Below are 13,764 nucleotides of genomic sequence, written 5' to 3' on the forward strand. Positions count from 1 at the left end.
AGGGCAGATGAGCGCGACACCAAACGACCGGACACCGGTCAATATCGATGACGACGTCGCGTTTCTCACCGAGCAGATCGAAGGGCTCAAGCAACTGGCACAGCGTGACGACGTCGACGACGAAGAGATCTATGACCTGAGTATCCGGTGGGGTACCGCACTTGCGGGACGACTGCCCCGCCTGGCTCATTACAACTCGCTAGGCGAACTCGACGACGAGGATCAGCAGCGGTTTGGTTCGCTATGTGATCAGTTGCGCGAGTTATCGCCGCTGATAGAGAGATTCGACTTGACTCGGCCGCGACTTCCCGGTTCCACGGACGATCAGGTTAGCGGTAGTCGTCATGCCCGGAAGCGTCTGGCACGCTTTCTGCATAAGTGAGAAAGTCTATGTCGCGCAATCTGATCGCGGTCCGCGGCTTAGAACAGTCCGGATTACGGCACGTCAGCGCGACCATGTAAGCGTCGGCATCTTCGTTCAGGAACAGGAAACCAAGGTACAGCGCGTCGCCGACGGCGAAATCCGTTGCGCCGCAGGCTTCGCAATGGCCACCCTTGGCTGTGATGTGCTCGAGGACGCGATGCCGGGCCACCGTATCCAAGCTGATCAACTCGGGCCGTACCCCTATACCCTCGGTCGCGATGTCGACCATCTCAGATCTCCACGTCTTTGTCGTAGTACACCCGGTCCTCGCGCCAGCCACCGGTACCCATCCCGATCCCGGCGTAGTCCTCCACGAACTCAATCTGGTTGATCCACTTGGCCATTTTGAAACCCACTTGGGTCTCCACCCGTAGGCGCAAGGGCGCACCGTGCTTGATCGGCAACGGCGCGCCGTTCATTTCGTAGGCCAGCAGCGTCTGCGGCTTGTCGGCGAACTCGAGATCGAGCACTTCGTAGAACTGGCCTCCGCCGTGCGACGCCGGCTCGTCGGTGCTGTTGTCCTGCATAGTCAAAAAGCAGATGTAACGCGCTTGCGGCAGCGGCCGCACCAAGTCCACCAGTTGATGCAGGTGAACTCCGGTCCACTCGCCGATGCTGGTCCAGCCCTGAACGCAGTTGTGCATCACACGTTGGCTTTCCGACTCGGAAAGCGCGCGCAGTGCATTCAGGTCAAGGATCACCGGGTTTTCCACCAAGCCGCCGACCCGTAGTCGCCAGTCCACGAAGTTGTGCACCGCCATCACTTTGTATTCCGTACTGGTGGGTGGCTTTCCGTTGATGCGGTGCTGCTTGGAAATTTTGTGCGCTGGATAGTTCTGTCGTGAGTTCAGCGGCCGCAGCAGCAGCAGACGAGCCGCGGTGACCACCTTCCCCAGCACGCGCTGCACCGACCGCGGGTTACGCAGACTCCAAATGGTCGCCGCGACATGCACGGCAACGATCGCCGCAATGATCAGCAGCGAGATGGCGGTCGCCCAGTAGGTGTTACGGACGGCACCGAAAATCATTGCCGCGGTGAGCCTGCCCCAGCCCCAGAAGAAAATCATCGACAGGTGAATCGCGATGAACACCAGGAACGCGATCAGGCCCAGGAAGTGCAAGCTGCGCGCCCACTGGCGGCCGCCCCACATTTGTACGTACCACGGGAACCGTGCCTCGATCGCCGGAGACTGAGCGGCCCCGGTCAGGATCTGAAATGGCGCAAGGACAAACACAACCCCGGCGTAGGTCAACTTCTGCATCGCGTCCAGCGGCTCACCGGGCAACACCGGCGGCAGATTGAACGTCAGGTAAGTAACGATGTCATCCCACGCTTCGGGGAAGATCGACCACGAGGCCGGCCAGTAGCGGTGCCATTGGCCCGTCGCGAACAACAAGATGTAATACGACAGGCCCAGCAGAATCCAACCGATCACTACGAAGAAGTGCCAGTGCCGGCCCACACCGAGTTGCGCGCGGCCAGGCAACGAAATGAATGGGCTGTAGTCCTCTTCCTCGTCGAGGGTGTCGTAGATCCTGTCCCGCGGCATGACTTTTCGGGTGAAGCGAGCCCACTCGGTGCCCGGCTTGCTGTCGTCGTGCCAGTACAACTTCGGGTGGGTGGCCAGAATTTCCAGGCCACTGCGCAGAATAAGCGTCACGAACAGCACATTGAGCCAATGATCGATGCGCAGCCATACCGGATAATCCAACGTCGTCATACCTGCGCTCCGTCAGTCGTGCCACTGTCGGCGCTGCGGATAGGCCACGTTGATGCCCGACAACACGGTGGTGTGCACGGCGATGAACGCGGCCGCCAACGCCATCGCCAATGTTCCGGGTGCGAAGTCCCATCGGGCGGTCACGGTGACGAGTCCGGGCAGGCTGACCCATCGAGTAATTAGGTACACGCCGAGAAAGGCCGAGCAGACCATGCTGCCAATATGCCAACCAGCTTGTGCCACAGCAGGTTTGATGCCGACCAGCATGGAAGTCGCCGCGGCCAGGCAAGCGACCGCCAGCACCACCACGTAGCCGGCGAAATACCAGGGCAGGTTTTCAATGGCGGCCAGCAGATAGACGTGCACCATCACCAGGCCGGTCAGCAACGCCCCGCCCAGCGCGGTTACCGTGCGCGGCAAGTTGAATGCCACCCAGCCGTTCAAGGTGAGCACCGGTGACGACAGAAGCCGCCGGCACAGCCCCGTCGTGCGTCGTGCCACGAGATCGGCCACGACTGCGAGATACCCGCCCCGCCCGGCCACAAAACGGGCCGTTCGGCGTTAGAAGAGCCTCGTCTTCGCAAGTGTCAATTGTCTTTTCCGGGCGAATTGGCCGACACCAAACCGGTGGTATCAAACGGTTGAGATGCGTACGCGGCAACAATTGCTAATCTGAACAACTACGTGTGCAAATTGGTCAGCCCATTTGACCCCGGTTTCCATCCGGCCCACTCATTGTGGGCCGCTTGGAGGTGCTAGGAGGAACGGCCGAATGGAGGCTGAAGATGACTGGGACAGAACCGTCGGTGCGGCCGACGACGTGCGCCGCGTCTTCGATAATGTGCCCGCGCTGTTGGTCGGGCTTGAGGGGCCCGACCACCGATTTGTCGCAGTAAATGCGGCTTACCGCTCACTTGGTCCACCGATTGACCCCATTGGGTTGCTTGCACGTGAGGTTTATCCGGAGCTCGAGAGCCAACAGATCTTCCAGATGTTCGACGAGGTATACCAATCGGGCGAACCACAGTCGGGCACGGAATGGCGGGTCCAGGCCGACTTCGACGGCACGGGGCGCGCACAGGAGCACTTCTTCGATTTCATCGTCACGCCGCGGCGCGCGACAAACGGCTCAATCGAGGGCGTACAGCTGGCTTTCGTCGACGTCACCAGACGGGTGCAGACGCGGATGGCCGCCGAGGCGCGCCTCGAGGAGCTGTCCGAGCGGTACCGCAACGTCCGCGACTCCGCCACCGTCATGCAGCAGGCGCTGCTGGCACCGTCGGTGCCGGTCATTCCCGGCGCCGACGTGACCGCGCAGTATCTCGTCGCCGCCGAGGACACCGCGGCCGGTGGCGACTGGTTCGACGCGATACCGCTCGGGGACCGGCTGGTTCTCGTCGTCGGTGACGTCGTCGGCCATGGCGTGGAAGCGGCCGCGGTGATGTCGCAACTGCGAACCGGGCTGCGGATGCAGATCGTCGCGGGCTACCCGATCGCCGAAGCACTGGAGGCCGTCGACCGCTTTCGCAAGCACGTCCCCGGGGCGAACACGGCCACCATCTGCATCGGTTCACTCGACTTCGGCACCGGCGAATTTCGGTACTGCACCGCCGGACACCCTCCCCCGCTACTGGTGACGGCGGACGCATCCGCGCGCTATCTCGAGCCTTCCGGCGCGGGTCCGCTCGGCAGCGGCACCGGTTTTCCGGTGCGCGCCGAATTCCTTGACGTGGGCGACTTGATCCTGCTGTACACCGACGGCCTGATCGAACGGCCCGGACGGCCGTTGGTGGCCAGCACCGCCGAATTCGCCGAGATGGCCGCAAACATCGTCGGCGGCCAACGCGGCTTTGTCATCGAGTCATCGTTACGGCCGATCGACCGCATCTGTTCGGAGACACTGGAATTATTGCTGCGCTCGACCGGCTACAGCGACGACGTGACACTTCTTGCGGCGCAACGCCGGACGCCGCCAGCCGCGCTGACCCTGACAGTGGATGCGACGATCCGTGCCGCACGTACGATACGCGCCCGGCTGCGGCAGTGGCTGTCGGAAATCGGCGCCGACGCGGACGACATCTCCGATGTCGTGCACGCGATCTCGGAGTTCGTCGAGAACGCGGTCGAGCACGGGTACGCCACCGACGTCGCCGACGGCGTTGTCGTCGAAGCGTCGCTGTCCGGCGATGGCTATCTGCACGCCTCGGTGACTGACCGTGGGCGGTGGAAGGATCACCTCGAAGGCGAGACGGGCCGCGGCCGCGGCCTGGCGATGGCCGAGGCCCTGGTGTCGGAGGCGCATGTCAGCCACGGCGCCGACGGGACGACCGCCCGTGTGACGCATCAACTCTCGCGGCCGGCCAATTTCGTCACCGACTCAGCGGTCAGCCGGTCAGCCCGTCGACGGGCGGTCAGCGCAGAATTCCTGTCCGAGGTCACCGAGCCGGGTCGCATCGTGGTCAGCGGCGATGTCGACTCGAACACGGCATCCACCCTGGACCGTCAGATCGCAGTCGAAAGCCGTTCCGGCGTCGCACCCTTGACGGTCGATCTCAGCGCTGTCACCCACCTCGGATCGGCAGGCGTCAGTGCGCTCGCCGCCGCGCGCGAGCGGGCGCACCGACATGGCAGTGAGTACGTACTGGTGGCCCCGCCGGGAAGCCCGGCGCATCACGTCTTGTCGCTGGTGCAGATCCCGGTGGTCAGCGGACTCGCCGAGAACGTCGTCGCCGAAGGCTAAACCCGGTCGGAGCGCTCGCCGTGCCGCACCTGGCTGAACGGCACGCCGCGGTCGGCGGCGTATTCCCGGGGGAAGCCCAAAACCCGCTCACCGATGACGTTGCGGGCCATCTCCGTGGTGCCACCACCGATGGCGACTGTCTGCCGGGACAAATACCGCAAGCCCGTTTCCAGGCCCGCGCCTTGTTCACCCACCACTGCCGCACTTCCCGCGATCGCCAACGCCGTGTCGACGTCTGTGGTCGTGGTCTCGGAGTGAAACAGCCTGATGAGAGTTCCGGCGGCCGGTGGCAGCGCGCCGTCCCTGACGCTGCGGTATACGTGACCGATCAATTGCTCGGCCACCGCGCGGTGCACCAACGCGCGACCGGCCATCTCCTGCACGCGTTCGTTGTCGGCTTGCCCGGTCTTCTCCGCAAGGGCCACGTAGTCAACCGGATTCGCATTGCCGCCCTCACTGCCACTGCCGCTGGCAAACTCCGACCCCTGCCCCACCGCTCGACGTTCGTGGTACAGCTGGCGTGAGGCTACCGCCCAGCCGCCGTTGACCTCTCCGACGACGGCATCATCTCCGACATCGACTTCGTCGAGGAATTCCTCACAGAATTCGGTGGACCCGCTCAACATAGTGATGTGCCGCAACGTGATTCCCGGATGCGCGATGGGCACCAGAAACATCGTCAGGCCCTCGTGCTTGGGCACATCCCAATTCGTGCGAGCCAGACACAGGCCGTAATCGGCGGCGAACGCGCTCGTGCTCCAGGTCTTTGCGCCGTTGATGATCCATCGGTCACCACGCCGCTCGGCCTGGGTGAGGACACCGGCCAGATCCGACCCGCCGCTGGGCTCACTCAACAACTGCACCAGCACTTCCTCGCCACGCAGCGCCGCGGCGATGTGCTGCCTCTTCTGGTTTTCGCTACCGGTGTCGAGCAGCGTGGCGCAGCAGATGGTGAACGTCGGGGTATTGAGGATCAAGGGCATCTCGTAATCAAGAGACTCGGCATCAAATGCCCTCTGATACTCGTAGTCCAGCCCGAGGCCGCCGTATTCGCGGGGAAAGCAGATGCCGGCGAATCCCCCGTCATACAACCGCTTTTGCAGTTCCCGAGCTCTCAACCACGACTGTTCCCGGTCACGTGGCGCTGCCGGTGGGGCCTCACGATCGATGCCGGGCATGTTGTCGGCCAACCATGCCCTGGCCCGGGCGGCGAACTCCGCTACCGATTCGGTGGACGTCATCTGGTCTTCATCATTTCGCCGAGCGCCCCGCCTTTTCGAACTCGTACACGCGCAGATTATGCTCCTCGGGCGTCCCGAACATGTTGCGGTACAACGTGATCCGACGCAGGTACAGGTGCAGGTCGTGTTCCCAGGTGACGCCGATGCCACCGTGCATCTGTACACACGCCTGCACGATCTGGCCCGCCATCTCGCCCACGTAGGACTTGGCGATGCTGGCCGAAAGATTCGCTCCCGGCGAGCGGGCGGCCACGTCGGCCACTGCCGCAGACGTGGTGGCCCGACAGGCTTCCAGCCACAGCTTCATGTCGGCGAACTTGTGTTTGAGGGCTTGGTAGGACGCCAGCGGACGACCGAAGGTGTGCCGGTCCAGCGCCCATTGCACGGTGAGGTCGAAGACCGTCTGCAGGGCGCCGACCACCTCGGCGCATTGCAGCACCTGAGCGATCTGGCTTTGTCGATCGACTAGCGCGACAGTCTCGCCGGCCGTGCCGACAGCTGCCGACCGAGGCACCAGCACACCGTCGAAGTGCACGCGCGCGTATTGCTTGACCAGATCGACCGACTGCTGGGGCTCAATCCGGACTCCCGGCGCGTCCGTCGGTACCAGGAACTGACGAATCTCAGCGGCGTTCGCGGCACAACTCGCCACCACCAGCAGCACCGCGCTTTGGGCACCCGCCTCGACGCGGTCCTTGACGCCGTCGATGCGGTAACCGGAATCGGTTTCGGTAGCAGTCACCGAGGGCTCGAGCGGCGCCCAGCCACGGCCCGGCTCGCAGACCGCCCACGAGGCCACGGTTTCACCCGACACCAGCGCCTCTATGGTGTCGGCGTGTTCGGCGGAGTTGGTGCACTCGACCAGCCCCGCGAGCACGGTGCTGACCGGATAAAGCGGTCCGGGGGCCACCGTCTTTCCGAGTTGTTCGGCGACCATCGCCAGATCGGCGAAGCCGTTGTCGGAAACGCTTCCGCCGCCCAACTCCTCTGGCACCAGCAGAGCGGTCCAGCCGAGTTCCGCGGCGCGTTGCCACCAGGCGGGGTCGAATGACGTGCCCTCGGCATGCAGCTCCCGCACCCGACGCAGCGGCGCTTCCCTTTCCAGAAAGGCCTGCGTGGTCGAGGTGAAGAGGATCTTTTCGGGAGAGTCGAGGGTGGTCATGGTGCCGAGGTGATCCTTCTTGACATTCGATCGCTGCGGGTGCAACGGAAACGGTTTGAGTATTTGATCATCCGCCCGATCGGTCCTCGGTTGGCTGGCATCCTGATGTTAGCAACGTGCAATACGGTAAGAGATACCGGAGTTCAGTCGGTAGACGCTGTGACGAGGACGCCGATCGAGGAGTTCGGCACAACAACCGTCAAAGCCTGCGACGCAGTCGTGCTACATGGCGAACACGCGGCGCAGCGCTTGGGCATGCAGCGCCCGATTCTCTTGGGAAACAATCCAATCCGGGACCATCGAGTCGAAGCCGTTGAAGGTCGCGGCGATGACATGCAACTCGGTGTGGACGTACGCGTGCAGCAGCCGATTGGCGTAGTCGATGGCCTCGTCGCGGCAGGGATCGATCTCCGAGCAGCTGACGAACGTGGGGGGCAGGCCTTCGAGATTGGCTCGGTGTGCGGGGACGTGCTGACCACTGGCGCTGGCGTGGCCCAGGTAGTGATTCCACGCCCGGCTCACGGCCGGGCCGTTAAGGCCAGGGGTGCGCTGGAATTCACGACGCGACGGCGTGGCGTCGGAATCGAGCATCGGCTGGTGCAGGATCTGCATCAGGATCGTCGGGCCTTCCTGGTCGAACATGCGCTGAGTCAGACCCGCGACAAGTGCCGCACCGGCATCGCGGCCCATCACGGCGATGCGGCCGGCGTCGGCGTCTAACTCTGCGCTGTTCTCGACGACATAACGAAAGGCCGCTTCGACATCGTCGAGTGCCGCCGGACACGGGTTCTCGGGCGCCAGTCGGTAGTCGACCGAGACCACCAGACAGCCGCCGTCCCGGGCCAACTCAACGCAGTGCGCATGGTCGGTCTCGAGGTTTCCGGTGACGAACCCACCGCCATGGGCGTACACGACCAATGGCGCCGCGGATTCGCTGGGGCCGCGGTACAACCGCAGCCCCAGCTGCTGACCGTCCGGCCCGGCGATGATTCGGGAATCGACGGAGACGCCAGTGGCGTCGGCCGACGCGGCGCGCTGCGCGGCCAGCAGGTTGGCGTGTTCGCGCTCGGCCGGCAGTGTCTCGGTGCGGAATTCGAAGGCGCCTAACTCAACGGCAGCATCCCGCAGCACCGGATCGATGCGGGTAAGACCTTGCGGCCTGGCCAGGTTCGTCTGTGTCATAACTACTCATTTTCAGGCTCGTCGTGTGGAGTCATCGGTGGTCCCGGACTGTGAGCCATACCGGAACCACCTTCAAGGTAAACCTGCGCTTTCAGGTGGTGACACACCAGGTACTTGGTGTCGCGAACTGAGCAGGGCGCCAGCGTTGCGGTAGGAACAGGGCCACTTCGACACCGCGTTCAGGCCCGAGCCGTTGGGCTTCGTTGCTATTTATACTATGATAGCTATTTTCCGCTCGGTACCACCGCCGTGGATCGCGGGCACTAGTAGACGGTCCGCGTGAACGGCCTTATCGGTTGTTTCAGGAGGAGCGCTGATGACGCTCAGCACTGGCCCGAACGATCATCCCTTGCCCTTGCTCGACTTCACCGGCGAGACCAGCCCCTACCCCTTCTTCCAGCACATGCGGCGTACCGACCCGGTGTGGCACGGTTCTCTTAACGATGCCAGCCAACTGCCAGAGGAGCTGCGTCCGAAGGACGAGTGGGTCCTTTTCGATTACGACGGTGTGTCCCAAGCTTTTCGCGATGACCGGATCTTCACGTCGGCCGCCTACGACAAAACAATCGGGTTGGTGATGGGACACACCATCCTGGCGATGGGCGGCAGGGAACACCACGATCACCGCAACCTGGTTGCCAAGGCGTTCCGCGCAACCGCGTTGCAACGCTGGGAACCGTCGGTCATCGGCCCGGTCTGCGACCAACTGGTCGACGAAATCAAGAACGAGGGTCATGCCGACCTGGTGAAGGCGGTGACCTTCGAGTTCCCCACCCGGATCATCTCGACACTGCTCGGCCTGCCGGCCGAGGATCTCGACCTGTTCCGGCGGCTGTCCCTTGACCTGATCTCAATCCCGACCGACATCGTGGCGGGCTTGAACGCCGCCAACGAGCTCTACGACTACTTCCTCAAGCAGGTCGAACAGCGCCGGCGCAAGCTCACCGATGACATCATCGGCGACCTGGTTGCCGCCGAGATTGACGGTGAAAAGCTGACCGACGAGGCCATCATCGCCTTCTTACGGTTGCTGCTCCCGGCCGGCCTGGAGACCACCTATCGCTCCTCGGGCAATCTTCTGTACTTGCTGCTGACCCACCCCGAACAGCTGGCAATGGTCTACCAAGACCGGTCACTGATACCGATGGCGATCGAGGAGGGCCTGCGGTTCGAAACGCCGCTGACCACGGTCATGCGGACCACGACCGAAGAGGTCGAAATCGGCGGCAAGACAATCCCTGCCGAGGCCCAGATCGACATGTGTATGGGCTCGGCCAACCGTGACGAGAGCCGCTGGACCGATCCCAACACGTTCGACATCCGCCGGCCGCGCCAATCCCACATCGCCTTCGCCGGCGGAATCCACATGTGCCTCGGCATGCACCTGGCCCGGCTGGAAACCCGGGTCATGTTGAACAGCCTGTTGGACCGCGTCGAAAATCTTGCCTTCGTGCCCGACGACGGAACCGGCGAGGAATCCAAGATCGTCGGGCTCACCTTCCGGTCGCCGAACAAGCTTCCGGTGACGTTCGCCCCGGCCGCATGAGAAGCCACGCAGCGATCCTGCACGACGTCGGCGGGCCGTGGTCCGTCGAGGAATTCGAGCTCGATCCCCCCAAGGCCGGTGAGGTCCTGGTGCAGATGGCGGCGGCCGGCTTGTGCCACTCCGACGACCACATTCTCAAAGGCGACATGTCGGCACCCAACGAGGTGATGCGATCGATGGGGCTGCCGACCATGTTCCCGACGATCGGCGGTCACGAGGGCTCGGGCATCGTGCGCGAGGTCGGCCCGGGTGTCACCGACTTCGAGCCGGGTGACCACGTGGTGATGTCGTTCGTGGCCGTGTGCGGCCAATGCCGTTGGTGCGCCAGCGGAATCGAGTACCTATGCGATGTCGGCATCGGCACCATGATCCCGGGGATGCCGACGGACGGCACTTTCCGCCACCACACCGCCGACGGTCGCAGCCTTGGCCACATCGCCAAGATCGGCGCATTCGCCGAACACACTGTGGTGTCGACGAATTCACTGGTGAAGATCGAACCACACCTGCCACTGACATCGAGCGCTCTGCTGTCCTGCGCCATCCCGACCGGTTACGGTTCCGTCGCCAACCGGTCCAACATGCGCGCCGGCGACACGGTCGTGGTGATCGGCGTCGGTGGGATCGGTACGGGCGCGATCCAGGGAGCCCGCATCAACGGCGCCGCGCAGATCGTCGCGGTGGATCCCGTTGACTTCAAACAGAAATCCGCGCTGCAGTTCGGCGCGACACACAGCGCGGCGACGATCGACGAGGCGCTGGATCTGGTGCGCGGTCTGACCTACGGGGTGATGGCCGACGCGGTGGTGGTCTCGCCCTCGTTGATCACCCCGGAGGACGTCCGCGACGCCGTGAAGCTCACCCGCAAGGGCGGCACCTGCGTGCTCACCGGCATGACGTCGCAGTTGACCCGGTCGGTCAAGATCGACCTGCAGGACTTCATCCTGATGAACAAGACGTTGGCGGGCACCATATTCGGCTCGTGCAACCCGAAGGCGGACATCGCCCGGCTGGCCAGGCTTTATGAGACGGGCCAGCTTCAGCTCGACGAGATGATCACCAAACGCTATCGCCTCGACGAGGTCAACGACGCCTACGACGACCTGCTCAACGGCAAAATCGTCCGGGGCATCATCGATTTCGGCGTCGGCTGACAGCTCTGCCTACATCTTGATCGCGGGGATCAGCCTGCTGAGATTCCAGAGCCGGTCTCTTCGCGCCGACAGGCAGGAGATCGCCAGTGCGACAGCCGTTATCCCAACCAGCACGATGATCGCCTGCCATAGTCGGGCATCGATGCCGCCGAGTATCAGCTGCCGGAGTCCGTTGACGCCATAGGTCATCGGATCGAAGCGGTGCAGGACCTGGAATGGCCGTGACGTGGTTTCCACGGGATACATGCCGCCTGCACTGACGAGCTGCAACATGAGCAAGGCCATGATCAGCACCCGGCCCACGGCTGGACCGACAACCGCATTGATCGCCTGCGTCGCGGCGACGAACGCGCCGGAAATCAGCACCATGAACCCCAGCATCGCCACCGGGTGCACGGCGTGCATACCGAGGGCGAACCGGACCACACAGTAGAGAATGACGGCTTGGAATACCGCGATCGCGGCGGCGGGTAGGTAGCTGGCGAGCACCACGCGCAGCGCAAGCACCTCCGCGGCGATCGCGCGAGTCTGCAAGGGCCGCAGCACCATCCACAGCACCAGGGCGCCGAAGAACAAGGCGAGTGTGAGGAAGAACGGAGCCATCCCGGTGCCGAAGTTGGGCGCGGCGTTCTCGTGCGAAGCCTCGAGTTGCACCGGGCCCCCGATGGTGTCGGCGACCGCCTCCTTCTGCTGGGTTGTCCAGTTGGGCACTTGCTTGGCCCCTTCGGCGAGTTTGGTCGCCAGTTCGGCCGATCCCGTCTTGAGTTGTCGTGCGCCGTCGTCGAGCTTGGCGATGCCGCCGGCCAATTCGGCGTTACCGGTGGCGACTTGCTGGGCTCCGTCACGCAGCTGGGTGAGCTTGTTCGTCAGGTCCTGTCCCTTGCTGCCGACCTGGTCGAGCGCCGACCCGAGCGGACTGCCCGGGTTACGCAACCCCGATGTCATGGCGATCGCCGCGTTCTGCGCGTCGGTGAGCTGCTGGCGGATCTGGGGTGTGAACTGGTGACCCCGGAGCTGATCTTGGATGCCGCGCAGGTTGTTTGCCAGCGGATCCTGTCGTGCCGAGAGCTGATCGATCACCGACGAAAGCGAGTTCGCGGCCGCATCCTGCGCCGCGGCGATGGCACCGATCTGGTCGTTGGCCTGCTGAAGCGCGGTTGCGCCCTGTTGCAGTTGCTGTGTGCTGCCACCGATTTGCGACACCGCCTTGGTCACCGCAAGCAGCGGGTCGGTGGCCTGGTTGATTCCGTCTGACAGTTGCTTGGCACCTGCGGCAAGCGTTGCCGAACCGGACCGCGCGGTGTCCAGACCGGCCACCAGCTGACCGGCGCCGTCATCGAGTCGAGCGGCCCCGTCCGCTGCCTGCTTGATCCCCGATCCCGACGAAACCACTACCGACAGCATCTGATTGACGGCCTGTCCGGAGATCCGGCTGGACACGGCGTTGAGAACCTGGCCGATCGCGGTACGACCGATGCTCGTGGAGATGTAGTTGTTGGCGTCGTTATAGACGGCGATCAGATTGGCCTTCTTGGGTTGCCCGGTCACCGGCGAAGCGATCGCCGCGCTGAAGTCCGGCGGCAACTCGACCATGAAGTAGTACTTGCCGTGGTCGACTCCATTGCGTGCCTCCGGCAGGTCGACGACGTGCCAGTCCAGCCCGCCGTCCGCGGTCAGGCTCTTGGCGATCTCCGCGCCGGCGTTGAACTGCTGCCCGGACACGACGGCGCCACGGTCGGAGTTGACCAGCGCCACCGGCATCTTGTTGGTGTGGCCGAAGGGATCCCAGAACGCCCACAGGTACAGCGCCCCATACACCAGGGGCAGCAGCAGCAGTACGACGATGGCCACGCGCGTCAATCGGCTGCGGCCGAAACGTTTGATCTCCGAGCCAAGGGCGAGTCCAGCCAGCATCGTCAGTCCTCTCCAGTCAGGATGCGGTGATCGTGAAGTTCGTGGTCGGGTGCGTCCGCGCCGAGCGGGTTGGTCACCCCGACGACGACGGTGCGCTGCTTCGCGATCACGCCCAGCCGGTCGGCCGCGATCGCCCGTCGGGAATTGTCACGAACCTGCTCGAGGTCGCCGACCACCAGGATCGGACGGTTCGACAGCAACGCCAGCGTGATTCGCAGCAAAAACAGTTCCAGGTCTGACAATTCGACGATGTACGTGTCGTGGGACGGCGGGGTCATCTCGCCGAAAACCTCGGTCAGCTCGGCCTGGCCGGCTTGCAGCGGCACAGCTGAGTACCACGGCGCCAGCCACCGGCGTTGCTCGGCGAGCACGGTCTCCACGGTCACCGATTCCTCCAGCTCGTCGATGTCTTCGAAGGCCGCGATCGAGCAGTGCCGGCGGATCGCGCGCGGGGTTGTTTGACCGAGGACGGTCAGCGTGCCGTGGCTCAGCTTGAAACGTCCCGCGAGCGTCAGCAGCAGCGTGGTCTGCCCTGGTCCGCCGGGCATCCGAATCGCGTGAAAACCCGGTGGGAGCTCGAGATCGATATCCGAGAAGAGGGGGCCGTGCTCGCCGTCGACGCCTAAACCGCGCGCGGTGATCATCGGCGCCGCAGCGTCAGGCCCGTCATTTGTATCCAT

The 13,764-nt window shown here is 64.0% G+C and carries 12 protein-coding genes; 4 read left to right on the top strand and 8 right to left on the bottom strand.

Annotated features, from left to right (window positions below):
* The first annotated feature begins 7 nt into the window (after positions 1 to 7).
* Positions 8 to 382: a hypothetical protein gene (locus A5625_RS13940; protein WP_066994492.1), complete on the top strand. Its 375-nt coding sequence runs from the start codon at positions 8 to 10 to the stop codon at positions 380 to 382.
* Here the strand turns inward: A5625_RS13940 and A5625_RS28405 are convergent.
* The 3 genes from A5625_RS28405 to A5625_RS13950 are packed head-to-tail and all read right to left on the bottom strand — an operon-like array spanning position 330 to position 2,658.
* A complete protein-coding gene (locus A5625_RS28405) occupies positions 330 to 653 on the bottom strand; it encodes a hypothetical protein (protein WP_082984402.1) in 324 nt (107 codons plus the stop codon). The two genes, A5625_RS13940 and A5625_RS28405, sit on opposite strands and share 53 nt — an antisense overlap.
* A 1-nt stretch (position 654) precedes the next feature.
* On the bottom strand, positions 655 to 2,145 hold the full coding sequence (locus A5625_RS13945) for a molybdopterin-dependent oxidoreductase (RefSeq protein ID WP_066994494.1): 1,491 nt from the start codon (positions 2,143 to 2,145) through the stop codon (positions 655 to 657).
* Positions 2,146 to 2,157: 12 nt separating this feature from the next.
* The gene (locus A5625_RS13950; RefSeq protein ID WP_066994495.1) at positions 2,158 to 2,658 is read right to left on the bottom strand and encodes an oxidoreductase; all 501 of its coding nucleotides are present in this window, start codon (positions 2,656 to 2,658) and stop codon (positions 2,158 to 2,160) included.
* A 259-nt stretch (positions 2,659 to 2,917) separates the two neighbouring features.
* Between A5625_RS13950 and A5625_RS13955 the strand changes: the two genes are divergently transcribed.
* Positions 2,918 to 4,885: a SpoIIE family protein phosphatase gene (locus A5625_RS13955; RefSeq protein ID WP_066994496.1), complete on the top strand. Its 1,968-nt coding sequence runs from the start codon at positions 2,918 to 2,920 to the stop codon at positions 4,883 to 4,885.
* Here A5625_RS13955 and A5625_RS13960 read toward each other — a convergent pair.
* The 3 genes from A5625_RS13960 to A5625_RS13970 form a co-directional block, all read right to left on the bottom strand.
* Positions 4,882 to 6,126, bottom strand: coding sequence for an acyl-CoA dehydrogenase family protein (locus A5625_RS13960; RefSeq protein WP_066994497.1), 1,245 nt, complete (start codon positions 6,124 to 6,126; stop codon positions 4,882 to 4,884). The genes A5625_RS13955 and A5625_RS13960 overlap by 4 nt on opposite strands.
* Positions 6,127 to 6,136: 10 nt before the next feature.
* Complete coding sequence (locus A5625_RS13965) at positions 6,137 to 7,288, bottom strand: acyl-CoA dehydrogenase family protein (protein WP_066994516.1); 1,152 nt, start codon at positions 7,286 to 7,288, stop codon at positions 6,137 to 6,139.
* A gap of 222 nt (positions 7,289 to 7,510) precedes the next feature.
* Positions 7,511 to 8,470, bottom strand: coding sequence for an alpha/beta hydrolase (locus A5625_RS13970; RefSeq protein WP_066994498.1), 960 nt, complete (start codon positions 8,468 to 8,470; stop codon positions 7,511 to 7,513).
* A 316-nt stretch (positions 8,471 to 8,786) separates the two neighbouring features.
* On the opposite strand from A5625_RS13970, the gene A5625_RS13975 reads away from it, so the two are divergent.
* Together A5625_RS13975 and A5625_RS13980 are read left to right on the top strand one after the other, a co-directional pair.
* Positions 8,787 to 10,016: a cytochrome P450 gene (locus A5625_RS13975; protein WP_066994500.1), complete on the top strand. Its 1,230-nt coding sequence runs from the start codon at positions 8,787 to 8,789 to the stop codon at positions 10,014 to 10,016.
* Entirely contained in the window at positions 10,013 to 11,170 is a 1,158-nt protein-coding gene (locus A5625_RS13980; protein ID WP_065056716.1) for a Zn-dependent alcohol dehydrogenase, read from the top strand. The genes A5625_RS13975 and A5625_RS13980 overlap by 4 nt, the downstream gene beginning before the upstream one ends.
* A gap of 9 nt (positions 11,171 to 11,179) precedes the next feature.
* On the opposite strand, the gene A5625_RS13985 is transcribed toward A5625_RS13980, so the two are convergent.
* Both A5625_RS13985 and A5625_RS13990 read right to left on the bottom strand, forming a co-directional pair.
* Entirely contained in the window at positions 11,180 to 13,084 is a 1,905-nt protein-coding gene (locus A5625_RS13985) for a YhgE/Pip domain-containing protein (protein ID WP_066994504.1), read from the bottom strand.
* Positions 13,085 to 13,086: 2 nt separating this feature from the next.
* Positions 13,087 to 13,764: a hypothetical protein gene (locus A5625_RS13990; RefSeq protein WP_066994507.1), complete on the bottom strand. Its 678-nt coding sequence runs from the start codon at positions 13,762 to 13,764 to the stop codon at positions 13,087 to 13,089.

This window comes from Mycobacterium sp. 1465703.0, assembly GCF_001672975.1.
Lineage (GTDB): Bacteria > Actinomycetota > Actinomycetes > Mycobacteriales > Mycobacteriaceae > Mycobacterium.

Bases quoted from the DNA above. Each gene is read 5' to 3' on its own strand.
- A5625_RS13940 (WP_066994492.1), top strand. From the start codon at position 8: ATGAGCGCGACACCAAACGACCGGACACCGGTCAATATCGATGACGAC.
- A5625_RS13990 (WP_066994507.1), bottom strand. From the start codon at position 13,764: ATGGATACAAATGACGGGCCTGACGCTGCGGCGCCGATGATCACCGCG.
- A5625_RS13970 (WP_066994498.1), bottom strand. From the start codon at position 8,470: ATGACACAGACGAACCTGGCCAGGCCGCAAGGTCTTACCCGCATCGAT.
- A5625_RS13945 (WP_066994494.1), bottom strand. From the start codon at position 2,145: ATGACGACGTTGGATTATCCGGTATGGCTGCGCATCGATCATTGGCTC.
- A5625_RS13960 (WP_066994497.1), bottom strand. From the start codon at position 6,126: ATGACGTCCACCGAATCGGTAGCGGAGTTCGCCGCCCGGGCCAGGGCA.
- A5625_RS13975 (WP_066994500.1), top strand. From the start codon at position 8,787: ATGACGCTCAGCACTGGCCCGAACGATCATCCCTTGCCCTTGCTCGAC.
- A5625_RS13965 (WP_066994516.1), bottom strand. From the start codon at position 7,288: ATGACCACCCTCGACTCTCCCGAAAAGATCCTCTTCACCTCGACCACG.
- A5625_RS13980 (WP_065056716.1), top strand. From the start codon at position 10,013: ATGAGAAGCCACGCAGCGATCCTGCACGACGTCGGCGGGCCGTGGTCC.
- A5625_RS13955 (WP_066994496.1), top strand. From the start codon at position 2,918: ATGGAGGCTGAAGATGACTGGGACAGAACCGTCGGTGCGGCCGACGAC.
- A5625_RS28405 (WP_082984402.1), bottom strand. From the start codon at position 653: ATGGTCGACATCGCGACCGAGGGTATAGGGGTACGGCCCGAGTTGATC.
- A5625_RS13985 (WP_066994504.1), bottom strand. From the start codon at position 13,084: ATGCTGGCTGGACTCGCCCTTGGCTCGGAGATCAAACGTTTCGGCCGC.